Source organism: Aeromonas sp. s6, from assembly GCF_040907815.1.
In the GTDB taxonomy this organism is placed as follows: Bacteria; Pseudomonadota; Gammaproteobacteria; order Enterobacterales; family Aeromonadaceae; genus Aeromonas; species Aeromonas caviae.
Genome location: NZ_JBFOCN010000106.1, coordinates 1 through 22,589, shown reverse-complemented (window position 1 = coordinate 22,589; position 22,589 = coordinate 1). Strand labels below are relative to the sequence as shown.

The 22,589-nt window shown below is 58.4% G+C and carries 16 protein-coding genes; 5 read left to right on the top strand and 11 right to left on the bottom strand.

Going from position 1 to position 22,589, the window contains the following annotated elements; all coding sequences use genetic code 11:
- Positions 1-55 precede the first annotated feature (55 nt).
- Complete coding sequence (gene nhaB / locus AB5Y50_RS16720; RefSeq protein ID WP_052814370.1) at positions 56-1,630, bottom strand: Na(+)/H(+) antiporter NhaB; 1,575 nt, start codon at positions 1,628-1,630, stop codon at positions 56-58.
- Between the two features lie 333 nt (positions 1,631-1,963).
- Between nhaB and fadR the strand changes: the two genes are divergently transcribed.
- Positions 1,964-2,677, top strand: coding sequence for a fatty acid metabolism transcriptional regulator FadR (fadR, locus tag AB5Y50_RS16715; protein WP_010674906.1), 714 nt, complete (start codon positions 1,964-1,966; stop codon positions 2,675-2,677).
- Positions 2,678-2,736: 59 nt separating this feature from the next.
- On the opposite strand, the gene AB5Y50_RS16710 is transcribed toward fadR, so the two are convergent.
- The 4 genes from AB5Y50_RS16710 to AB5Y50_RS16695 form a co-directional block, all read right to left on the bottom strand.
- A complete protein-coding gene (locus AB5Y50_RS16710) occupies positions 2,737-4,257 on the bottom strand; it encodes a SpoVR family protein (RefSeq protein WP_039040868.1) in 1,521 nt (506 codons plus the stop codon).
- Positions 4,258-4,267: 10 nt separating this feature from the next.
- Positions 4,268-5,539: a YeaH/YhbH family protein gene (locus tag AB5Y50_RS16705; RefSeq protein WP_113978760.1), complete on the bottom strand. Its 1,272-nt coding sequence runs from the start codon at positions 5,537-5,539 to the stop codon at positions 4,268-4,270.
- Between the two features lie 24 nt (positions 5,540-5,563).
- Entirely contained in the window at positions 5,564-7,486 is a 1,923-nt protein-coding gene (locus tag AB5Y50_RS16700) for a PrkA family serine protein kinase (RefSeq protein ID WP_010674903.1), read from the bottom strand.
- Between the two features lie 572 nt (positions 7,487-8,058).
- Positions 8,059-9,981, bottom strand: coding sequence for an ATP-dependent DNA helicase RecQ (locus tag AB5Y50_RS16695; protein WP_052815758.1), 1,923 nt, complete (start codon positions 9,979-9,981; stop codon positions 8,059-8,061).
- 332 nt (positions 9,982-10,313) lie between these two features.
- Here AB5Y50_RS16695 and sstT point away from each other — a divergent pair, with 332 nt between their 5' ends.
- A complete protein-coding gene (sstT, locus tag AB5Y50_RS16690; protein ID WP_010674901.1) occupies positions 10,314-11,564 on the top strand; it encodes a serine/threonine transporter SstT in 1,251 nt (416 codons plus the stop codon).
- Between the two features lie 740 nt (positions 11,565-12,304).
- On the opposite strand, the gene AB5Y50_RS16685 is transcribed toward sstT, so the two are convergent.
- The 3 genes from AB5Y50_RS16685 to pabB form a co-directional block, all read right to left on the bottom strand.
- A complete protein-coding gene (locus AB5Y50_RS16685) occupies positions 12,305-13,603 on the bottom strand; it encodes a serine/threonine transporter (RefSeq protein ID WP_113978762.1) in 1,299 nt (432 codons plus the stop codon).
- A gap of 215 nt (positions 13,604-13,818) precedes the next feature.
- Complete coding sequence (locus tag AB5Y50_RS16680; RefSeq protein WP_029314598.1) at positions 13,819-14,385, bottom strand: CoA pyrophosphatase; 567 nt, start codon at positions 14,383-14,385, stop codon at positions 13,819-13,821.
- Between the two features lie 43 nt (positions 14,386-14,428).
- On the bottom strand, positions 14,429-15,799 hold the full coding sequence (gene pabB, locus AB5Y50_RS16675; RefSeq protein WP_223932033.1) for an aminodeoxychorismate synthase component I: 1,371 nt from the start codon (positions 15,797-15,799) through the stop codon (positions 14,429-14,431).
- A 210-nt stretch (positions 15,800-16,009) separates the two neighbouring features.
- Between pabB and AB5Y50_RS16670 the strand changes: the two genes are divergently transcribed.
- A complete protein-coding gene (locus AB5Y50_RS16670; RefSeq protein WP_010674897.1) occupies positions 16,010-17,533 on the top strand; it encodes a fumarate hydratase in 1,524 nt (507 codons plus the stop codon).
- Positions 17,534-17,652: 119 nt separating this feature from the next.
- Here the strand turns inward: AB5Y50_RS16670 and AB5Y50_RS16665 are convergent, their stop codons facing one another.
- Together AB5Y50_RS16665 and AB5Y50_RS16660 are read right to left on the bottom strand one after the other, a co-directional pair.
- Positions 17,653-17,844: a hypothetical protein gene (locus AB5Y50_RS16665; RefSeq protein WP_128272815.1), complete on the bottom strand. Its 192-nt coding sequence runs from the start codon at positions 17,842-17,844 to the stop codon at positions 17,653-17,655.
- 68 nt (positions 17,845-17,912) lie between these two features.
- Positions 17,913-18,392 carry a cell division inhibitor gene (locus AB5Y50_RS16660; RefSeq protein WP_010674896.1) on the bottom strand — a complete coding sequence of 160 codons (480 nt, stop codon included), beginning with the start codon at positions 18,390-18,392 and terminating at the stop codon, positions 17,913-17,915.
- Between the two features lie 234 nt (positions 18,393-18,626).
- Between AB5Y50_RS16660 and AB5Y50_RS16655 the strand changes: the two genes are divergently transcribed.
- Positions 18,627-18,824, top strand: a complete 198-nt coding sequence (locus AB5Y50_RS16655) for a DUF4250 domain-containing protein (RefSeq protein ID WP_005323525.1) — start codon at positions 18,627-18,629, stop codon at positions 18,822-18,824.
- A gap of 393 nt (positions 18,825-19,217) precedes the next feature.
- A complete protein-coding gene (locus tag AB5Y50_RS16650) occupies positions 19,218-21,692 on the top strand; it encodes a glycogen/starch/alpha-glucan phosphorylase (protein ID WP_010674895.1) in 2,475 nt (824 codons plus the stop codon).
- Positions 21,693-21,756: 64 nt separating this feature from the next.
- Here AB5Y50_RS16650 and AB5Y50_RS16645 read toward each other — a convergent pair whose 3' ends face one another.
- The gene (locus AB5Y50_RS16645) at positions 21,757-22,323 is read right to left on the bottom strand and encodes a cytochrome b/b6 domain-containing protein (RefSeq protein WP_010674894.1); all 567 of its coding nucleotides are present in this window, start codon (positions 22,321-22,323) and stop codon (positions 21,757-21,759) included.
- Between the last annotated feature and the right edge of the window lie 266 nt (positions 22,324-22,589).

Sequence of the window (22,589 nt, the reverse complement as noted above, 5' to 3'; positions counted from 1 at the left end):
GAATTAGAGCAGAGTCCCATCTGAAAAGAAAGGGGCCGAACAGCCCCTTTCATGATCAGTGTGTGGACGGGGTGGGCAGTGGCAGTGCCCCATGATCCAGCAACCACCCTGCCTGATAGAACCATTCGGTTGCAGGACCGAGGAGCAGTTCCACGGAGAAAAAGCCGACAAGCCCCAGCACCAGGGTATAGGGCAGCGCCATCCAGACCATACGGCCATAAGAGAGGCGCAGCAGGGGAGCGAGGGCCGAGGTGAGCATGAACAGGAATGCGGCCTGGCCATTGGGGGTGGCGACCGACGGCAGGTTGGTGCCCGTGTTGATGGCCACGGCCAGCAGATCAAAATGCTCCCGGTTGATGGCGCCGTTGATCAGGGCGGTCTTCACCTCGTTGATGTAGACGGTGCCGACGAAGACGTTGTCACTGACCATGGAGAGCAGACCGTTTGCTAGGTAGAAGAGGGCAAGCTGATCCTCCGGCTTGGCCGCCAGTACCCACTGGATCACCGGCTTGAACAGCTGTTGATCGATGATGACCGCCACCACGCTGAAAAAGACGGTGAGCAGGGCGGTGAATGGCAAAGCCTCCTGGAATGCCTTGCCAAGCGCGTGTTCTTCAGTCACGCCGGTGAACGCCGTCGCGAGCACGATGACCGTCAGGCCGATCAGCCCAACTGCAGCCAGATGGAGGGCAAGACCCGTGATAAGCCAGGTGGCAATCAGCGCCTGGACGATCAGCTTGGCCTTGTCCTGCGGGGTACGTTGTGCGTCTTCGTCGCGCTCGTAGGATTCCATGATGTGACGCACGGGCTCGGGCAAGCGGGCGCCATAACCGAACCAGCGGAATTTTTCGACCAGGATGCAGGTCAGCAGGCCGCAGATGAAGACCGGAATGGTGACTGGTGCCATGCGAATGGCAAATTCACCGAAGTGCCACCCGGCCTGTTCACCGATGATGAGGTTCTGGGGTTCGCCGACCAGGGTGCAGACGCCCCCCAGGGCGGTACCGATGGCGGCGTGCATCATCAGGCTGCGCAGGAAAGCACGAAACTCGTTCAGATGCTGGCGGGAGAGCTCGTCAATCTCTTCGTCATCATGATGCAGATTGCCGGACTCATCCCGGGAGGCCACCTTGTGGTAGATGGCGTAGAAGCCGGTGGCGACGCTGATGACCACGGCGATCACGGTCAGGGCATCAAGGAACGCGGAGAGGAAGGCAGACACCAGGCAGAAGGCGAGAGAAAGCAACGTTTTGGAGTGGATGCGCACCAGCATCTTGGTAAAGACGTAGAGCAGCAACTGCTTCATGAAGTAGATGCCGGCCACCATGAAGACCAGCAGCAGAAGCACTTCGATATTGGCCACCAGCTCATGCTTTATCTGGTTGGCGGAGGTCATGCCGATGAGCACGGCTTCGATGGCCAGGAGTCCGCCCGGTTGCAGCGGATAGCACTTGAGGGCCATGGCCAGGGTAAAAATGAACTCGACAACCAGCAGCCAGCCGGCCAGGAAGGGATCAACGTAGAAAATGACCGGGTTGATCAGCAGGAATAGAACGATGGCAATTTTGTACCATCGCGGAGCATTGCCCAAAAAGTTCTTTGTAAACGCGCGCCCTAGGCTGATTGGCATAATGATGGTTCTCTGTTCTGTTGTTGATATCTGCGTCTATGCAGTCGAGCCCGACCCGAGCCGAACATCCGGATATTCACCTGTATCAGATTGATTGCACATGATTTTAATCAAGGGAGCGATAACTATAAATAAGCTCGCCGAACTTGCCCAGCGAGCAAACGCTTATATCCCCATCATTTGGTGTTGGTTGACTCCCCACTTGTTGCTGTATACATATTTTTAACAAAAAGATCGGGGTAATGTGAGCAGAGGACCGACCTTCTGCTTGCCAGCATGACCGGCTTTGCTATTATTCGGGGGCCTTTTTACGCACTACAACAGAGTCATTACATGGTCATTAAAGCGCAAAGCCCTGCCGGGTTTGCCGAGGAATACATCATCGAGTCCATCTGGAACAATCGCTTTCCTCCTGGATCCATTCTGCCGGCGGAGCGCGAGCTGTCCGAATTGATCGGCGTGACTCGCACTACCTTGCGTGAAGTGTTGCAGCGCCTTGCCCGTGATGGCTGGCTCACCATCCAACATGGCAAACCGACCAAGGTCAACAATTTCTGGGAAACCTCCGGTCTCAACATTCTGGAGACACTGGCACGTCTCGATCAGGACAAGGTGCCGGATCTGGTGGCACAGCTGCTCTCCGCCCGGACCAACATCTGCACCATCTTCATCCGTGGCGCCATTCGCAACAACCCGGAACAGGCCGCCGAGATCTTGCGGGGTGCCGATGATGTGGAGAACACGGCCGAGGCCTATGCGGACTTCGACTACCGTTTGCATCACCAGCTTTCATTTGCCTCGGGCAACCCCATCTATGCCTTGATTCTCAACGGTTTCAAGGGCTTGTACAGCCGGGTTGGCCGCTACTACTTCTCGGACAAACAGGCGCGGGAAACCGCAGATGCCTACTACAAGACGCTGCGCAAGCTGGCCGAAACCAAGGATCACGAAGCCGTGTTCATGACGGTACGCCAGTACGGCATCGAGTCTGGCAAGCTTTGGACCCGTCTGCGTCAGGACATGCCAAGCAACCTGTGTGACAACTGATTGCCCTGATCCAAGAAAAACGCGCCTGATGGCGCGTTTTTTTATGCCCGGCACTGACGTCAGGTCATGCTCTTGCGGTCCGGACAACGGCCGATGATATCTGCGGATAGCTCGCCATTGTCCTGCTCCAGCACCACATCGAAGCCCCACAGCTGATGCAGATGCTTGAGCACCTCGTGGCGTGACTCGCCAAGGGGGATGCGGTTGTGGGGAACATAGCGCAGGGTCAGGGAGCGATCGCCTTTCACTGCCACGTTGTAGACCTGAATGTTGGGCTCCAGGTTGCTCAGGTTGTATTGAGCGGACAGGGTGCTACGCACCAGTCGGTAGCCCTCTTCATTGTGAATGGCGGACACCTTGAGGTAGTTCTTCAGATCGTCGTCATCGATGGCAAAGAGCTTCATGTCGCGCATCACCTTGGGACTGAGGAACTGGCTGATGAAGCTTTCGTCCTTGAAGTTCTGCATGGCGAAATGCAATGTCTCGACCCAGTTGGTGCCAGCGTAATCGGGGAACCAGTATCTGTCCTCCTCGGTCGGGTGTTCGCAGATGCGACGCAGGTCCGTGAACATGGCAAAGCCAAGGGCGTAGGGGTTGATCCCCGAGTAATACCGGCTGTTGTAGGGGGGCTGATAGACCACGTTGGTGTGGCTGTGCAGTACCTCCAGCATGAAGCGATCGCTGATTTTTCCCTCGTCATAGAGGTGGTTGAGAATGGTGTAGTGCCAGAAGGTGGCCCAGCCCTCGTTCATCACCTGCGTCTGCTTCTGCGGGTAGAAGTACTGACTGATCTTGCGCACGATACGCACCACCTCGCGCTGCCAGGGCTCGAGCAGGGGGGCATTCTTTTCGATGAAATAGAGGATGTTCTCCTGAGGCTCGGCAGGATAGCGCCTGTCTTCCACCCCGGCAATCTTGTGCTGCTTGGGCAGGGTACGCCACAGCTCATTGACCTGGGTTTGCAGATAATCTTCCCGCGCCTTCTGGCGCCGTTTCTCCTCGGCCAGAGAAATCTTCTGGGGCCGCTTGTAACGATCCACCCCGAAGTTCATCAGGGCATGGCAGGAGTCAAGCAGTTTCTCCACCGCATCGATGCCGTGTTTTTCCTCGCACTCGGTGATGTAGTTCTTGGCAAACAACAGGTAGTCGATGATGGAGGAGGCATCGGTCCAGGCCTTGAACAGATAGTTGTTCTTGAAGAAGGAGTTGTGACCATAGCAGGCGTGGGCCATGACCAGCGCCTGCATCGGCATGGTGTTCTCTTCCATCAGATAGGCGATGCAGGGGTCCGAGTTGATGACGATCTCGTAGGCCAGTCCCATTTGGCCGCGCTTGTAGTTGCGCTCGGTGTGGATAAAGCGCTTGCCGAATGACCAGTGTTGATAACCGATGGGCATGCCGACACTGGAGTAGGCATCCATCATCTGCTCTGCAGTGATCACCTCGATCTGGTTGGGATAGGTGTCGAGCCGATAGAATTTGGCGACCCGGGCTATCTCCTGGTGATAAAGCTCCAGCAGATCGAAGTTCCAGTCAGGACCATCGTCCAGCGGCGCTATCTTTCTTGCGGTTTCTACCATATGTGATCCCTCAAGCCGCTTGCTTCTTGAACAATTCCCGGAACGCCGGATAAATGTCCTCGACCTTGCGAATGTGCTCCATGGCGAAGTGGGCGTATTGCTCTGCCACCGCCTCATATTCGTGCCACAGGGTCTGGTGGGCGCGGGTAGTGATCTCGATGTAGGAGTAGTAACGCACCCGCGGCATGATGTCGCGCATCAGGATCTCCCTGCACTGGGGTGAGTCATCGGCCCAGTTGTCACCATCAGAGGCCTGCGCCGCATAGATGTTCCACTGGTTGGCGGGATAACGTTCGTTGATGATGTCGTTCATCATCTTGAGCGCACTGGAGACGATGGTGCCGCCGGTCTCCTGGGAGTAGAAGAACTCGTGCTCGTCCACCTCCTTGGCCTGGGTGTGGTGGCGGATGTAGACCACCTCGACATTCTTGTAAGTCCGGCTCAGGAATAGATAAAGCAGGATATAGAAACGCTTGGCCATCTCCTTGGTAGCCTGATCCATGGAACCGGAGACGTCCATCAGGCAGAACATCACCGCCTGGCTCGAGGGGACGGGCCGTTTGACAAAGTTGTTGAATTTGAGGTCGAAGGTGTCGATAAAGGGGACCGCATCGATGCGTCGTTTCAGCTCCCTGATCTCTTTTTCAAGTTGCGCCATTTCGGCGAAATGGTCGTTGGGCTCGCAAGCCAGCTGGGCCAGGCGCTCCTCCAGTTCACACAACTGACGTTTCTTGCCTGCCTGCAGCGCCATGCGCCGCGCCAGCGAATTTTGCAGGGAGCGCACCACGTTGATGTTGGCAGGCACCCCGTTGGAGGTGTAGCCGGCCCGATAGGTCTTCATCTCCATCAGCTGGTTGAGCTGGGTCTTTTGCAGCCGCGGCAGCTCCAGATCCTCGAACAGCAAGTCCAGGTACTCGTCCTTGGAGATCTGGAAGACGAAATCATCGACTCCCTCTCCTTGATCCGAAGCCTGGCCCTCGCCACTCCCTTGGCCGCCGCCACCCCCTTTGGGCCGGTCAATCTTGTCACCAGATACGAACTGGTCGTTGCCTGGATGCACCATCTCCCGTTTGCCGCCATGACCCTGATGAAAATGGGGTTCCCCGATGTCCTTGGTCGGGATGCTGATGCTCTCACCCTTGTCCACGTCCTGAATGCTGCGCTTGGAGACAGCATCCGAGACCGCTTGTTTTATCTGCTTCTTGTAGCGGCGGATGAAGCGCTGCCGATTGACAGCGCTTTTGTTTTTGCCGTTGAGCCTGCGGTCGATAAAATGCGCCATAACTCCCCCTTGAACACGGCAGGGTCAGGATGACTTGCGTACCCTGAGATACCACTCGGAGAGCAGCCGCACCTGTTTACGTGTGTAGCCTTTCTCCATCATCCGTTCGACAAAGTTATCGTGCTTCTTCTGCTCCTCAGCCGAGGTTTTGCTGTTGAAGGAGATAACCGGCAGCAGCTCTTCCGTGTTGGAGAACATCTTCTTCTCGATCACGGTGCGCAGCTTCTCGTAACTGGTCCAGTTGGGGTTACGGCCTGCATTGTTGGCCCGGGCACGCAGCACGAAGTTGACGATTTCGTTGCGGAAATCTTTCGGGTTGCTGATCCCGGCAGGTTTTTCAATTTTCTCCAGCTCGCTGTTGAGAGACGCTCTGTCAAACAGCTGGCCGGTTTCTGGGTCACGATACTCCTGATCCTGGATCCAGAAGTCGGCGTAGGTGACGTAGCGATCGAAGATGTTCTGACCGTACTCTGAATACGACTCGAGGTAGGCGGTCTGGATCTCCTTGCCGATGAACTCGACGTAGCGCGGAGTCAGGTAACCCTTGATGAACTCCAGATAGCGATCGTGCAGCTCTTGCGGGAACTGCTCGCGCTCTATCTGCTGCTCCAGCACATAGAAGAGGTGCACCGGGTTGGCTGCCACTTCCGCGTGGTCGAAGTTGAAGACACGGGAGAGGATCTTGAACGCGAAACGGGTGGAAAGGCCGTTCATGCCCTCGTCAACCCCCGCATAATCCCGGTACTCCTGATAGCTTTTCGCTTTGGGATCCGTGTCTTTGAGACTCTCGCCGTCATAGACTCGCATCTTGGAATAGAGGCTGGAGTTTTCCGGCTCCTTGAGCCGCGACAGCACCGAGAACTGGCCCAGCAACTCCAGAGTACCCGGTGCGCATTTGGCCTCGGTCAGCTCGCTGTTGAACAGCAGTTTTTCATAGATCTTCACCTCTTCCGAGACGCGCAGGCAGTAGGGCACCTTGACGATGTAAACACGGTCGAGGAAGGCTTCGTTGTTCTTGTTGTTGCGGAACTGCTGCCACTCGGATTCGTTGGAGTGGGCCAGCAGGATGCCGTCGAAGGGGAGGGCGGAGAGCCCTTCGGTACCGTTGTAGTTCCCCTCTTGCGTCGCCGTCAGCAGCGGGTGCAGCACCTTGATGGGGGCCTTGAACATCTCGACGAACTCCATCATCCCCTGGTTTGCCTTGCATAGCGCACCGGAGTAGGAGTAAGCATCGGCATCATCCTGGGCGAAGTGTTCCAGCATGCGGATATCGACCTTGCCGACCAAGGAGGAGATGTCCTGGTTGTTGTCGTCCCCCGGTTCGGTTTTGGCGATGGCGATCTGATCGAGGATGGAGGGGTTCACCTTCTCCACCTTGAACTTGGTGATGTCGCCGCCAAACTCGTGAAGGCGCTTGGCGACCCAGGGAGACATGATGGGGCGCAGATAACGGCGAGGGATGCCGTACTCCTTCTCGAGGATTTCGCCATCTTCGTCGATGTCAAACAGGCAGAAGGGGTGATCATTCACTGGTGAGCCCTTGATGCGATAGATGGGCACTTTTTGCATCAGGGATTTGAGTTTCTCTGCCAGCGAGGATTTACCGCCGCCAACCGGTCCGAGCAGATAGAGGATCTGTTTCTTCTCTTCCAGACCCTGAGCGGAATGTTTGAGATAGGAGACAATCTGTTCGATGGCTTCTTCCATGCCATAGAAGTCTTTGAAAGCGGGATAACGCGCGACGACGCGGTTGGAAAAGAGACGGCTGAGACGTGGATTGGTCGAGGTGTCGATCATTTCCGGCTCGCCGATGGCGGTCAGCAGACGTTCGGCGGCAGAGGCGTAGCAGGATTTGTCCTGTTTGCACATATCCAGAAACTCCTGGATGCTGTACTCCTCCTCTCTGGCCTTCTCATACCGCTGTTGATAGTGCTCGAAGATGCCCATAACTTAGCCCTCGTTATAGTCGCTTGCCCTGAAAAAGAGTGGATCACTACTTTTGTTCTGTTTACCTCTTAAGCCTAGTCAACAGCCCCCAGTAATCCATCGCCATCATTGGTTTAAGTTTGTGCGGGAGCTTCCCGATCCTCGTGCGGGAAGAAGCAGTAAGTGACATACCTATGTTACTGACTGTTAAATTATTTTTGCCACGACAGTGATGCAAATGTCAAAGACATAAAAAATAAATCTTTGTGTGCCAGAGGGAGAAAATGGTGACGCTCTGTTTTGTCAGGGGGCGGTGCCAGCAAGGGCAAGGGCGGCAGGGAATAGAGGGTAAAAAGACGTGTCGCTTACGTCAACGTAATGTTACTTGCTTGGTGCTTTTGCTCTAATTTTTACATTGACGCTACATTCTGGCTGCTCTAGATTGGTCCTGTGTCGAGCAGTCATCGCTTTAGCAAGAGAGTGGGTGATTGTGCAGATACTAAGCTCTGTTTAAGCACGTTTCCGTTGGCTTGACCCTCGCATCCGCGAGGGTCTTATTTTTTCAGCGCCTGAACGGCGCCAAACCTGCAAGCTCAGGATTCGGCGGGATAGAGGGCTGACACCACCGCCAGCACCTCGGCGAAGGGATGGTTCGCCAACTGGCCAAAACCGGCCAGATCCCTGGCCTTTAGACGGGTGGTCAGCGGGGTGGCGATGCCACACAGGAAACGGGTCAGGATCCTGGGATGGCGCTGATGGCACAGGGCGATCAGCGGATCGCACCAGGCGCGCAAACCGTGCTCGTTGGGCAAGCCCGGTGATGGCAACGGCGGCAACACGGCGATCTCTCCCCGGCAGACGGAACAGTGCCCGCAGCGCTCGGGGGCGGCGTCGTCGGCAAAATAGCGGGCAAGCTCATGGCTGAGGCAGGTGGTCGAGGTGAAAAAGGCCAGCAGTGCCTGAAGGCGGGCCAGCTCGCTCTGCTCTTTCTTTTCAAACAATCCATGCAGCTCTTCGGCCAGGGTCACGGTATCGATTTGCTGGCTCAGCACCCGATAGAGCTCGGTCATCTGCTTGCTTTCAAGCTCGATCCAACCCTGCTGCTGCAGGTAGTCCAGCGCCGCCGCGGCGCGCTGGCGTTCTCCCTGATATCCCTGCCACAGCGCCTCGAAGTCAATGGTGCACCAGGTGCGCGCCTGGGGGGCGCAGGCAAAGACCTGCTCCAGGAACTGGCGGCGTTCGGAATTGAAACGAGCGAGGATCGCCTGTTTTTCCAGTACGAACCTGAAACGGTACTCGGCAAAGTAGCTGTAGGCCGGTGCAATGACCCCCGCCATCTCCAGATAGACCAGCAGGGTCTTGAGGGGCAGTTGGCGAATGTTGGTCTCGTTGGAGAGGCGCAGCAGGCTGAATTCCCACTCGGCGCCGCTCTGGCGCACGATATCGAGCAAGTGCGCGATGGCGTCCCTGTCCGGCGTATCCCCATAGACGAAGTTTTCCAGTACCGGCAACTGGGCGCGGCTCGCCAGCACGGTGCAGCGGGAGGGAAGCCCGTCACGTCCGGCGCGGCCTATCTCCTGGCTGTAGTTCTCGATGGACTTGGGCAGGTCGTAGTGAATGACCCGGCGAATGTCGGCCTTGTCGATGCCCATGCCAAAGGCGATGGTGGCCACGATGCAGTCGAGTCTGCCAGCCATGAAGTCATGCTGGATCTGGCTGCGCAGGGCGGGATCGAGCCCCGCATGGTAGGCGCATGCCCGGATGCCGCTGGCCTGTAGCTGCGCGGCGCACTGCTCTGCGCTGTGTTGCAGAGTCACGTAGACGATGGTGGGGGCGGCCGGATTCCGGTGCAGCTCCTCGCGCAGCCATGTATCGCGGGCACTGCCGGCCAGCGGGAGGACGGCCAGATCCAGATTGGGTCTGTAGAAACCGGTGACCACCAGATCGTCCCGGTCGATGGCAAATTTTGCCTGCATGTCCGCCATGACGGCCGGGGTGGCGGTGGCGGTCAGCAACAGCACCTGGGGAATGGCCAGTTCACGGCGATGATCCGGCAGCTTGAGGTAGTCGGGGCGAAAGTTGTGGCCCCACTCCGAGATGCAGTGGGCCTCGTCCACCACCAGCAGTGACAGGGGGATGTGGGCGATGAAGCGGCGAAAGCGCTCATTTTTGAGGCGCTCCACCGAAATCATCAGGATCTTGAGCTTGCCATCGCTGGCCTGCTGCATCACGCGCCGGCTCTCTTCCGCTGTCTGGCTGGAGTCCAGAGTGGCGGCGGCGATCCCCTTGCTGCGCAAAAAGGCGAGCTGATCGTGCATCAGGGCCAGCAGGGGAGAGATGACCAGGGTCAGGTGGGGCAGTGCGAGGGCGGGCAATTGATAACAGAGGGATTTCCCCGCGCCAGTCGGGAAGATGGCTGCGGCGCTCTTGCCGGCCAGCAGACGACTGATCACCGCTTCCTGCCCGGGCCGCAAGCGATCAAAGCCGAAGTGTCGGGTCAATAAAGAGGTGATCATGGCAAGGCTCCCTGAAAAAGGGCGTCATCATATCACTTCTGGCCCAGTGGTGGCCGATGATCGGACTGGTTTGGTGACATTTTGACCGTGGTTGATATTGTGTTATCACATTGTTGTAGATTTTTTGTGAGGTAACCCTGATATTTTTCAGTGATTATGTGGAAAAAAACCATGGCAGATGGGATATTCTTGTCCGCAACCCCACGCGAACGGGACAGATCCACCAGAAGAGCTGCCCACGGCGTCACCGTCAACGGACCGGTGCCAATGCGCGGGGCTGGTTGCCAACAGGACTAATGATTCACGCACCATGAGTGCACAGGGACTACTTGATGACACAACAACACCCCCTCATTCGACTGGTCAACAGCACCAGTCTGGTTAGCCAGATCCTAGTCGGTCTGGTATTCGGTATCCTTCTTGCGATGTTCATGCCCGAGTGGGCCAAGGCGGCGGGTCTGCTCGGCAGCCTGTTCGTCGGCGCCCTGAAGGCCGTGGCGCCGCTGCTGGTCTTCGTGCTGGTGATGTCGGCGATCATCGGCCACAAGCAGGGTCAGAAGACCAACATGAAACCGATCCTGCTGCTCTATGTGCTGGGTACCTTCCTGGCGGCTGCCGTGGCAGTGGTGGCGAGCTTCCTCTTCCCCTCCAACCTGCATCTGGTGGCAGGCGCTACCGAGATCACGCCGCCGGGGGGCATCACGGAAGTGCTGCAGACCCTGCTGTTCAACGTGGTGACCAACCCGGTGAAAGCACTGCTGGAAGCCAACTATATCGGCATCCTGGCCTGGGCCATCGGCCTTGGTATCGCCATGCGTCACGCCAATGAGAGCACCAAATCACTGATTTCCGATGTGTCCCACGGGGTTTCCGCCATCGTCAAGGCCGTGATCCGTTGCGCTCCACTCGGCATCCTGGGCCTGGTTGCCTCCACCCTGGCTGAAACCGGCTTCGATGCGCTGTTTGGCTATGCCCAGCTGCTGGTGGTACTGATCGGCTGCATGCTGTTCATCGCCTTCGTGGTCAATCCGCTCATCGTCTTCTGGAAGATCAAGCGCAACCCCTATCCCCTGGTGCTGACCTGCCTGAAAGAGAGCGGTGTGACCGCCTTCTTCACCCGCAGCTCCGCCGCCAACATTCCGGTCAACATGGCCCTGGCCGAGAGGCTGCGCCTGCCGGAAGACACCTATGCGGTCTCCATCCCGCTGGGGGCCACCATCAACATGGCCGGCGCCGCCATCACCATTACCGTGCTCTCCATGGCGGCGGTGCATACCCTGGGGATGGAAGTGGACATGGCAACCGCCATTCTGCTCTCCGTCGTCGCCACCATCAGTGCCTGTGGCGCTTCCGGTGTGGCGGGCGGCTCCCTGCTGCTGATCCCGCTGGCGTGCAGCCTGTTCGGTATCAGCAACGACATCGCCATGCAGGTGGTGGCCGTTGGCTTCATCATCGGGGTGTTGCAGGATTCCGCCGAAACGGCCCTCAACAGCTCCACCGACGTGCTGTTCACTGCGGCGGCCTGCATGGCCGAGGATGAGAGCCTGCTGGATGCCGCCCCGGTCCCCAGCCGCGAAGCTTGATCCCCTCAGACTTTCCGCTCTGCACAGGCGCCCTCTTCGGAGGGCGCTTTTTATTTGCGCGCGCGTCAGGCGCCCTGCACCTTCTCGCCGTGTCATGGCACTGACAGTGCTCGGATCCCCCTGTGTGATTTCTCGGGAGGGGCCCGTTGGCTGCCTTACGTGTTCTCGCCACCGCCAACAAGCCATTCCCTGTACAAACGTGCCCGGCGCTGCATTCGCCGGGCATATCGGGCTGATTGTGCTGTCAGCATGGCGGCGTGTGACATCCCCTCTGGTGACCGAAGGGGTCATCTGCTCTTCGGACGCTGTACGGGAAGCCCGGTCAAGGCCCTCTCGGCGGTTTGCCTGCGCCCTGTAGCCGGTACTTTCCCTGAGTACCTTGAAGAAAGGCTCCATTGGGTGGGGGTGTCGGCTCTCTGGGCTAAACCCCGAAGAGCGGGCGTTCCTGGTAAGGACAAGGGCTCTGGTGTTCTGTCTGGCAAGGCCGATGGCGCGCAGCAGATGACGGGATAACACAGTACGTCTTGGTCGTGTGTCATTGGGGAAGGAATATGAGCGGCAAGCTGTCACCAAGGGGAAAGAGAGTGGGTGAAAGGGCTGTCTCTGATTTGAGGGCAGGGGGCTCTGATCATCTGAGCCCAGTACCTTATGATCACAACGAACACAGCCCGGCAGAGGAGATCTGCCGGGCTGTGGGAGGCGCCGGGCCAGATGCTGGCCCGACGGTATCGCAGGAAGGCTTAGCCGACCAGTTGATAAAGGATGGCGGAGATGGCGATAAGGCCCATGGTCGCCACGAAGACGTTGCTGATCTGACCCTGGTATTTCGCCATGGCCGGAACGCGCTTGATGGCGTACATGGGCATGAGGAACAGGATGGTGGCGATGATGGGGCCACCCAGGGATTCGATCATCCCGAGGATGGAGGGGTTGATCACGGCCACGCCCCACAGGGTCAGGATGAAGAAGGCGATGATGAACAGCTCCACTTTCTTGTGGTTCGGTGCCTTGCCGGAGCTGCGCATGTTCTGGACGATCATCCCTTTCAGACCTTCACGGGCACCCAGATAGTGGCCGAAGAAGGAGGAGACGATGGCCACGAAGGCAACCAGCGGACCGAAGTAGGAGATGATGGGGCTCGCATGCTGGTTGGCCAGGTAGGAGAGCACGGCGATGTTCTGGGACTTGGCTTCTGCCAGCTGGGCCGGCGTCAGGCTCATCACGCAGGAGAAGACGAAGAACATCACGAAGCCCAGCAGAATGATGGCGGTGCGCTTGAGGATGGCGTCGGACTTGGCGACGGCATGCTCACCGTGATCACGGTGCTGAGCCAGGGCGAAGCTGGAGATGGCCGGGCTGTGGTTGAAGGAGAACACCAGCACCGGGATGGTCAGCCACAGGGTGGTGGCGAAATCCTTGGTGCTCGGCATTTCATTCAGGGCCGCACCGGTCCAGTCCGGGATCAGGTACAGGGAGATACCCGCCAGAATGGCGATGAGCGGATAGACCAGGAACTCGGTCACTTTCAGCATCAGCTTCTCGCCAGCCAGCATCACGGACATCATGGCCATGATGAGCACGATGGAGAGGATCCAGCGCGGGGGCGGCGTCATCTGCAACTGGTTGACCAGGAAGCTTTCCACCGTGTTGGTGATGCCCACGCCGTAGATCAGCACGATGGGGTAGATGGCAAAGAAGTAGAGCAGGGTGATCAATTTACCGGCACCCACGCCGAAGTGCTCTTCCACCACCTGGGTGATGTCGGCATTGGGCTGCTTGGAGGAGAGCACGAAGCGCGCCAGACCACGGTGTGCCAGGTAGGTCATGGGGCCGACCAGCAGCGCCATCACTACCAGCGGCCAGAAGCCACCCATGCCGGCGTTGATGGGCAGGAACAGGATACCTGCACCGACGGCGGTACCGAACAGGCTGATCACCCAGGTGGTGTCTTGTTTACTCCAACCGCGAGATTGGACCGAGCTGATTCCTTGCTCCTGTGCGGCTGCAACATCCTGTGCGCCAGTGACAGTATTGGACATGTGTCTCACCCCGAATGTGTGGTTTTAATTAGTCGGCGCAAGAATACTTTCTTTTTAATCAAAAATGTTGATCAAATTCACCTTTGTGCGGCTAAAACCCGTACTTTCTTGTAGAAATGTGATCAAAAGAATAAAAAATCAAAATTTATTTATCAAATGCAGTGTTATTTGAATGTTAGCTGGATAATTTCCCACCTCATCATGTTGTCGAAATGTTATGTCGAGATGTGTTGGGCAAGCTGGCGGATCATGCTGGCAGTGGCCCCCCAGATGAAAGATTGCTCCCAAGGGATCCAATAGATGGTGTGACGTCCGTCCGCCCTTGGCAGGCTCAGGGCTATGTGCTGCCCCGGATCCAGCACGTGGGCGAGGGGGACTTCGAAGGCCTGGGCCACCTCGTCCTGGCTCAGGGTCAGCCCGTAGCCTGGGTCGAGCATGGCGAGGACCGGCAGCACATCGTAGCGTGAGACGGTATTGAGAGGGGTGAGGCTGCCGATGATCCGGATCTGGGAGGGGGGAATGCCAAGCTCCTCCTCGGTTTCCCTGAGCGCGGTGTGAATGAGGTCCCGGTCTTCCGGGTCCTGGCGCCCGCCGGGAAAGCTGATCTGCCCCGGGTGGTGGCGCAGGGCGGCGCTGCGGCGCGTCAGCAGCAGGTGCAGGCCCTCGGGGCGCTCCACCAGGGGGATCAACACGGCGGCAGGTTTGAGCCCGGCCAGTGCCAGGCGATGGGCGGGGGCGGGGCGCTGCAGCAAAAAGCGGGTCAGCAGCTCGGCACTCGTCATCTCCATGGGTCTCCTTGTGTCGGCCCCGCAGGGCCGGATGGGGTCAAAGGGCATCGAGCAGTGGCAGGATGCGGGCCACCTTGTCGTAGGTCTCCTGATATTCGGCGTCGGGATCGGAGTCGGCGATGATGCCGCCCCCCGCCCAGCAGTGCAGCTGACCGGCTTCGGCGATCAGGGTACGGATGCAGATGCTGGTATCCATCCTTCCGTGCTGACTCAGATAACCGATGCTGCCGCAGTAGGCATTGCGCCGCACCGGTTCCAGCTCCTCGATGATCTCCATCGCCCGGATCTTGGGAGCCCCTGTGATGGAGCCGCCGGGGAAGCAGGCCCGCAGCAGATCCACTTCTTGCCAGCGCGCATCCAGTTCTCCGCGAATGGTGGAAACCAGATGATGCACCGCCGGGAAGGATTCCACGGCAAAGAGGTGCGGGACCGTGACCGACCCCGGCCGGCTCACCCGGCCGATGTCGTTGCGCAGCAGATCGACGATCATCAGGTTCTCCGATCTGTCCTTGTCGGCGCTGGCGAGCGACTCGGCCACCCTGGCATCCTGGGCGGGATCAGGGTGGCGAGGCCGGGTGCCCTTGATGGGCTTGGTCTCGATATGGCGCTTGTCGAGCAGCAGGAAACGCTCCGGGGAGAGGCTCAGAATGGCGCTGTGCGGCAGGCGGACAAAGGCGGAGAACGGCGCCTTGTTGGCGGCGCTCAGGGCGAGATAGGCGGACCATTCATCCCCCTGATAAGGGGCGCTGAAGCGCTGGGTCAGGTTGATCTGGTAACAATCCCCCGCCGCCAGATAGGCCTGGATACGGGCAAACTTGTCTCCGTATTCGGCCCGCGTCATGTTGCTCTGCCAGGGGCCGGTCAGGCGAAGGGGGAGGGTGGTTCGTTCGCGCTGCGCCATCAGCCAGTCGAGCCTGCGGGCGAGGCCGGCTTCATCACCCCAGTGGGCCAGTTGCCAGTGTCCCGTCGCGACATTTCGCAGCAGCGCCCAGTCGTAGATCCCGACCGCCATGTCGGGCACCTGGATGTCCTGTTGCGCCACTGCGGGCAGACGCTCGAATCGTCGGCCCAGATCGTAGCCAAAGAGTCCCAGGGCTCCCCCGATAAACGGCAATCCCGAGTCATCCTCAACGCGCTCCCCAAGCAGGGCTTGCTGGGTCTTGGCGAGCAGGGCGAGGGGATCGCCGTCATGATGGTGCTGGTGGTTATCCTGGGTGAGGCAGGTGCTGGTACCCCGGGTTTCCAGGGTGGCAAGCGGATCGGCGCTGATGATGTCAAAACCGTTGTCAGCCCCCAGGGGGCCGGCGGATTCCAGCAGGATGGCCCAGGGTTGGTGTTGCAGGCAGGCAAACCAGGTGTGGAGCGAGGCCTGCGGGTCGAAATGGTGGATATGCAGTCTTGGTTTCATTTTTTGTTACATAGGCAACAGTTTGCGCCCGGCTCCCTAGCCGGTTCGGGTGGTCAAGCGTATCATGGCCGCCGGCATTTTTAAGAAAAACACCGTTATAAAAACACGCCGCAGTCTGCCGGCTCCAGGTGCATTTGCCACCTGCCGAAGGCCCGGCTCATATGGAAGCCCTTGCTCGCGCAAGCGATAACAAGGACCAGTGAGGATGATATGAGCATCATTAGAAAACAGGACTTTATCGATTCCATTGCTGACGCCCTGCAGTACATCTCCTTCTACCACCCCCTCGATTTCGTGCAGGCCGCCAAGGCCGCCTATGACCGCGAGATCAACCCGGCCGCCAAAGATGCCCTGGCCCAGATTCTGATCAACTCCCGCATGTCTGCCGAAGGTCATCGCCCGCTCTGTCAGGACACCGGTATCGTCACCTGCTTCGTCAAGATCGGCATGCAGGTACAGTGGGACAGCGACATGACGGTCCAGGAGATGGTGGATGAGGGCACCCGCCGCGCCTATACCAATCCGGACAACCCGCTGCGCGCCTCCGTGCTGGCGGATCCGGCCGGCAGCCGCAAGAACACCAAAGACAATGCCCCCGCTGTCGTGCACATCGACATGATCCCGGGCAACAAGGTGGAAGTGAGTATCGCGGCCAAGGGCGGCGGCTCCGAAAACAAATCGAAGATGGTGATGCTCAATCCCTCCGACGACATCGTGGAGTGGGTGCTCAAGACGGTGCCGACCATGGGGGCTGGCTGGTGCCCGCCCGGCATGCTCGGCATCGGCATCGGCGGCACCGCCGAGAAGGCGGCGGTGCTCGCCAAGGAAGCTCTGATGGAGCACATAGACATCCAGGAGCTGATTGCCCGTGGTCCCGAGACCACCGAAGAGAAGCTGAGGGTCGAGCTCTATGACAAGGTCAACAAGCTCGGGATCGGTGCCCAGGGGCTGGGCGGCCTGACCACGGTGCTGGATGTGAAGGTGAAATCCGCACCGACCCACGCCGCCTCCAAGCCCGTGGTGATGATCCCCAACTGCGCCGCCACCCGTCACGTGCATTTCGAACTCGATGGCTCCGGCCCGGCGGAGCTGACACCCCCCAGGCTGGAAGACTGGCCGGAGATCACCCGTGAGTCCGGTGGCAATGTGCGCCGGGTCAACGTGGATGGCATCACCAAGGCAGAGCTTGCCAGCTGGAAGAGCGGTGATACCGTGCTGCTCTCCGGCAAGATCCTGACCGGCCGCGACGCCGCCCACAAGCGCATCGCCGACATGCTGAAAAAAGGTGAAGGACTGCCGGAAGGGGTCGATTTCACCAACCGCTTCATCTATTACGTGGGCCCGGTCGATGCGGTGCGTGACGAGGTGGTCGGCCCGGCTGGCCCCACCACGTCCACCCGGATGGACAAATTCACCGACATGATGCTGGGAGAAACCGGCCTTATCGGCATGATCGGCAAGTCCGAGCGCGGCCCCAAGACGGTCGAGAGCATCAAGCAGCACCAGGCTGTCTACCTGATGGCGGTGGGCGGCGCCGCCTATCTGGTAGCGAAAGCCATCAAGAAGGCGCGCGTGGTGGCCTTTGCCGATCTGGGGATGGAGGCCATCTACGAGTTCGAGGTGGAAGACATGCCGGTCACCGTGGCGGTCGACTCCCAGGGCAACAACATCCACGAGACCGGCCCGGCCTACTGGTCCGCCAAAATTGCCGAGCTGGAGACCAAGCTGGCTTGATCAATCGGACTTCGATGCAAACGGAGGGCGATTAGCCCCCGTACAGCAGCATGTTGAAAGGCGACCCTCGGGTCGCCTTTTTTTGCGGGCCCCATTTGACGGTCTGGGCCTGAGCAAATTTACTGCTGCTGTGCTGCTGTGCTGCTGTGCTGCTGTGCTGCTGTGCTGCTGTGCTGCTGTGCTGCTGTGCTGCTGTGCTGCTGTGCTGCTGTGCTGCTGTGCTGCTGTGCTGCTGTGCTGCTGTGCTGCTGTGCTGCTGTGCTGCTGTGCTGCTGTGCTGCTGTGCTGCTTTGTCTTTGTCGCCATGGCATCCCGGGTCGGAAGCCTGGATAACCCGGTGGGCAATGCCGGCGCATTGGCTGTCACGCCGAAGGGGCGATCAGTGGTTCAGGTAGATATCCTGGCCGCCGTAGCTCAGTGCCCCACCCAGAGGGGTTGCGGGCTCGAAGAAGCGGGTCAGGACACCGGCACGCTGGCCCAGGGTGCTCAATGTGCTCCGGTCCAGGGCGACCTGTTCGGGCAGCCAGGTCAGCACGGCGGCGCAGTGACCATTGATCAGGCTCTGCTCCAGCAGGCGCTGCCAATTCTTGATCTTGGGGGCGTGCACGACAAGCACCCTGGCAGGATTGATCCCTCTGGCCTGCAATTGCGCGGCGGCGGGCAGACCGGGCGGGGCGACGAGCAGGATCCAGCCACTGTCAGACTGACTCAGTTGCCCCAGGGCATCCAGCAGCGGCGCTTCCTGATGGAGAGGGCCGCGCCGCTGCTCTTGTCCCATCTTGCTCTGATGACGAGTGGGCCAGGTGGTGATCAGACCGGCAGAGGAGGAGGGGGGGCAAAGATTCAGGGGCTGGCTCATATGTCGTTCCTGTATGAATAACCATGCTGTATGCGCATACAGTAGTTCTGTTCGCAAGGAGTGACAAGTCATTTGTGGCTAAAAGTGTGAGCCGATTAACAGGAGATGACTTTAACTACATGATTAAAAAGGATATTTATATCTTCCTTATACAGGGTGTTTTTTAACCTGTAGACAAACTTCGGGTCGGCGCTCATGGTTATACAGTCCTGTATAGGGAGAGGAGGGAGCGAGATGGACGTTAGTACCTTGCAACGACTGGATGCGAACATTCTGCTCGGGATCATCAACGAGAAGCTGCGGCTGGAGTGTGATGGTCTGGAAGAGCTGCTGGCTTACTACGACATGACAGAAGATCAGCTGGCTACCCGTCTGCAACAGATCGGGTATCACTACGACCCTATGAGCAATCAGTTCAAGGCACATGGTTAATTGAAATCAAAGGGTGCTCCGATTGGGGCATCCTTTTTATTACCTGACGAGGGGGTGTGAATTGAAAGCGCTTTCAATTTCTCCCTAGTCGGCGGTTATTTTCACGTATTTTCAGTCACAGGCAATCATTGAAAACCTATTCATGAAACTATCTTTTTTGTTTTCTTATATCACTATGATTTAAAACGAAATTTATATTTCATTCAGGCTGGCTCAAGGAAAGGGTTTTCATGGTGAAACTGTCATTTTTATGCGTTAAAGTGTGACTCACGTTAACTTTTAAACCCTTGGCTTTAGCTAGTATGCCCCCGCCGGAGCATATTCTGAGATAACAACAGCGCCGGTCCACCCGATGGGATGACATTTTTTATTTGTAACGAAGGAAAATGGTTTATGGCTACCAAGAAGAAGACAGACCAGGATCTCCAACTGGATAAAGATCAGCTCAAGGCGAGTATCGTGCGTCACCTGCGTTCTACCTTGGGTACAAGCGAACAGAAAGCCTCTCCGGATGCCTGGTGGAAAGCGACCGCTGCCGCCGTCAATGAACAGGTGTACGAGCGCCTGACCCGTACTCAGCAGGCTCACTTCAAGAAAGATACTCGTGCGATTCACTATCTCTCTGCTGAATTTTTGATGGGGCGTTTGACCTCCAACAACCTGCACAACCTCTCCCTCTACAAAGTCTGTGAAGAGGCGCTGGGTGAACTTGGTCTGGAACTGACCGATCTGTGTGAACAAGAGCCTGACATGGCCCTTGGCAACGGCGGCCTGGGTCGTCTGGCTGCCTGCTTCATCGATTCCCTGGCCACTCTGAACTACCCGGCGGTGGGCTATGGCATCCACTACGAGCACGGCCTGTTCCGTCAGGAAATTCAGGATGGCCGTCAGATCGAGCGTCCGGACTCCTGGCGCGAATATGGCAACCCCTGGGAGATCTGCCGCCCGGAATCGGTGCAGGAGATCCCGCTCTACGGCTACGTGGAGACCGTCTTTGGTGACAAGGGTGGCCTGAAGAAGGTGTGGCACGCCGGTCGCAAGATCAAAGGGGTGCCCTGGGACATTCCGGTGGTCGGCTTCGGTGGTCACACCGTCAACATCCTGCGTCTGTGGGAATCCCGCGCCTCCGAGTTCTTCGACTGGGACGTGTTCAACGCCGGTGGTTATATCGACTCCCAGGCCGAGAAGGCCCAGGCCGAGACCATCTCCAAGGTGCTCTACCCGAACGATGAGACCGACGCCGGCAAGGAGCTGCGCCTGATCCAGCAGTACTTCTTCTGCGCCTGCTCCATCAAGGACATCATGCGTCGCTACAAGCGGGTGCATGGCAGTGACTTCAGCAACTTTGCCGCGCAAATCGCCATCCAGCTCAACGATACCCACCCCACCGTGGCCATCCCCGAGCTGATGCGCGTGCTGGTGGACGAAGAGGGGCTGAACTGGGATACCGCCTGGGGCATCTGCTATCAGGTCTTCTCCTACACCAACCACACCCTGCTGCCGGAAGCGCTGGAGAAGTGGTCCGTCAGCCTGTTCGAGAAGGTACTGCCCCGTCACCTCGAGATCATTTATGAAATCAACGCCCGCTTCCTGAACGAGCTGGTGGAGCCCAAGTGGCCGGGCAACGATGCCATCAAGGCCAAGCTCTCCATCATCGAAGAGGGTGACGTGCGCAAGGTGCGTATGGGCAACCTGTGCGTCATCGGCTCCTCCAAGGTGAACGGCGTGGCCGAGATCCACTCCAAGCTGGTGAAGGAAGATCTCTTCCCCGAGTATGCCGAGCTGTGGCCCGAGAAGATGTGCAACGTCACCAATGGTGTGACTCCCCGTCGCTGGCTGCTGGCCTGCAACCCGGAACTGGCCGAACTCTACAACGAGGTGGTGGGCAAGGAGTGGCCGCTGCAACTGGACAAGCTGCGCAGCGTGGTGAAGTTTGCCGACGACAAGGCGTTCCAGCAGCAGTTCATGACCATCAAGCGCCACAACAAGGAGAAGCTGGTCAAGGTCATCAAGGCGGAAACCGGCATCGACGTGAGCGCGGAGGCGATCTTCGACGTCCAGATCAAGCGTCTGCACGAGTACAAGCGCCAGCAACTGAACCTCATCCACATCATGGCGCTCTACCGTCGCCTGCTGGCGAACCCGGACTATGACATGCATCCGCGGGTGTTCATCTTCGGCTCCAAGGCGGCGCCCGGCTACAAGCTGGCCAAGGACATCATCTACGCCATCAACAAGCTGGCGGAGCGGGTCAACAACGACGCCCGTATTCAGGGCAAGCTGAAAGTGGTGTTCATGCCGAACTACCGCGTGAGCCTTGCCGAGAAGCTGATCCCGGCGGCGGATGTCTCCGAGCAGATCTCCACCGCAGGTTACGAAGCATCCGGTACCGGCAACATGAAGATGGCGCTGAACGGTGCCATCACCATCGGGACGCTGGATGGAGCCAACATCGAGATCGCCGAAGAGGCGGGTGCCGAGAACTGCGCCATCTTCGGTCTGAATGTGGACGAGGTGAAGTCCCTGAAGGTGCGCGGCTACAACCCGTATGACTTCTACTACGCCAACTCCGAGCTGAAAGCCGTGCTGGACTGGTTTGATACCGACTACTTCACGCCGGGTCGTCCGGGTGAGCTGGCCTCCATCAAGCGCTCCTTGCTGGAAGGGGGAGACCCTTACCTGACACTGGCGGATTTCGAGTCCTACTCCGAGGCGCACAAGCTGATCGATGCCTGGTACCGGGATCCGGCCCTGTGGGCGAAGAAAGCCATCATCAACTCTGCCACCATGGGCAAGTTCAACTCCGACCGCTCCATCCAGGATTACGTAGACCGTATCTGGAAACTGACGAGCTGCAGCGTCGGCTGATGTCTGCTCCTGTGAAAAACCCCGCGATGCGGGGTTTTTTTTCATCTGTCGGGCTGAGGGAGGCTCAGGGCCTGTCGACCACCCGGGTGTCCGCCGGCACCCGTTTCTTGCCGGTGATCATCGCCCTGACGAGATCACCCCGTACCAGACGATCCAGGGCGATGACGGCCAGTACATGGACGAAGATGGCCACCTGCAGCCCCTTGGCAAAGAACTCGTGGATCTCTTCCATGCGATGGGTGCCGGAGAGCGGCCCGTATTCGGTCATGATCCCGCTGGCGGCGGTGCCGACAAGGCAGGTCAACAGCAGCAGTATCATCAAGGACCCCAAAGGATTTTGACCGGCGTAGTAGGGGTGGCGCCCCTTGATCGTCTCCTTGAGATAGGTGATGACGCCGGTCGGTGTCGGCAGCCACTGGGCGAAGCGGGCATGATAGGAGCCGATGAATCCCCATACGATGCGCAGTGCCAGCAGTCCGGCCAGCGCATATCCCGCATAGCGGTGGTTGCGCGCCCCCTCTTCAAGGATGAAGAGATTCAGCACGCACAACAGCACAGTGGCCCAGTGAAATACCCTAACCACCGGATCCCATACCTTGATTTCACGGTTGTTCTGCATCGTCTTACCCATGAGGTGATCCCCTTGTCGTGATGTCCATGATCATCGCCATCGTCAGCCATGGCTGCGTGATGGCCGTTGTCAGCATCATGGAGGCGATTTCTTAAGTGCAAGTTAATGTCGCCGTGATGTCGCGGGTAGGGAGTGCGGTGGTTTCGGGGCGAGAAAAAGCCCCGGCGATGCGGCAATGCTGTTCAGATAAGCACTTTTTTGACTGATTATTCATAAATTGGATTTGAGTTGAGGGGGCAAGGCTGTGTCCAGTCGATCTTCCTCCA

What these genes read in the sequence shown, in the direction of transcription:
- nhaB (WP_052814370.1), bottom strand. Translation starts at nt 1,630, where the DNA reads ATGCCAATCAGCCTAGGGCGCGCGTTTACAAAGAACTTTTTGGGCAAT.
- fadR (WP_010674906.1), top strand. Translation starts at nt 1,964, where the DNA reads ATGGTCATTAAAGCGCAAAGCCCTGCCGGGTTTGCCGAGGAATACATC.
- AB5Y50_RS16710 (WP_039040868.1), bottom strand. Translation starts at nt 4,257, where the DNA reads ATGGTAGAAACCGCAAGAAAGATAGCGCCGCTGGACGATGGTCCTGAC.
- AB5Y50_RS16705 (WP_113978760.1), bottom strand. Translation starts at nt 5,539, where the DNA reads ATGGCGCATTTTATCGACCGCAGGCTCAACGGCAAAAACAAAAGCGCT.
- AB5Y50_RS16700 (WP_010674903.1), bottom strand. Translation starts at nt 7,486, where the DNA reads ATGGGCATCTTCGAGCACTATCAACAGCGGTATGAGAAGGCCAGAGAG.
- AB5Y50_RS16695 (WP_052815758.1), bottom strand. Translation starts at nt 9,981, where the DNA reads ATGATCACCTCTTTATTGACCCGACACTTCGGCTTTGATCGCTTGCGG.
- sstT (WP_010674901.1), top strand. Translation starts at nt 10,314, where the DNA reads ATGACACAACAACACCCCCTCATTCGACTGGTCAACAGCACCAGTCTG.
- AB5Y50_RS16685 (WP_113978762.1), bottom strand. Translation starts at nt 13,603, where the DNA reads ATGTCCAATACTGTCACTGGCGCACAGGATGTTGCAGCCGCACAGGAG.
- AB5Y50_RS16680 (WP_029314598.1), bottom strand. Translation starts at nt 14,385, where the DNA reads ATGACGAGTGCCGAGCTGCTGACCCGCTTTTTGCTGCAGCGCCCCGCC.
- pabB (WP_223932033.1), bottom strand. Translation starts at nt 15,799, where the DNA reads ATGAAACCAAGACTGCATATCCACCATTTCGACCCGCAGGCCTCGCTC.
- AB5Y50_RS16670 (WP_010674897.1), top strand. Translation starts at nt 16,010, where the DNA reads ATGAGCATCATTAGAAAACAGGACTTTATCGATTCCATTGCTGACGCC.
- AB5Y50_RS16665 (WP_128272815.1), bottom strand. Translation starts at nt 17,844, where the DNA reads ATGCCATGGCGACAAAGACAAAGCAGCACAGCAGCACAGCAGCACAGC.
- AB5Y50_RS16660 (WP_010674896.1), bottom strand. Translation starts at nt 18,392, where the DNA reads ATGAGCCAGCCCCTGAATCTTTGCCCCCCCTCCTCCTCTGCCGGTCTG.
- AB5Y50_RS16655 (WP_005323525.1), top strand. Translation starts at nt 18,627, where the DNA reads ATGGACGTTAGTACCTTGCAACGACTGGATGCGAACATTCTGCTCGGG.
- AB5Y50_RS16650 (WP_010674895.1), top strand. Translation starts at nt 19,218, where the DNA reads ATGGCTACCAAGAAGAAGACAGACCAGGATCTCCAACTGGATAAAGAT.
- AB5Y50_RS16645 (WP_010674894.1), bottom strand. Translation starts at nt 22,323, where the DNA reads ATGGGTAAGACGATGCAGAACAACCGTGAAATCAAGGTATGGGATCCG.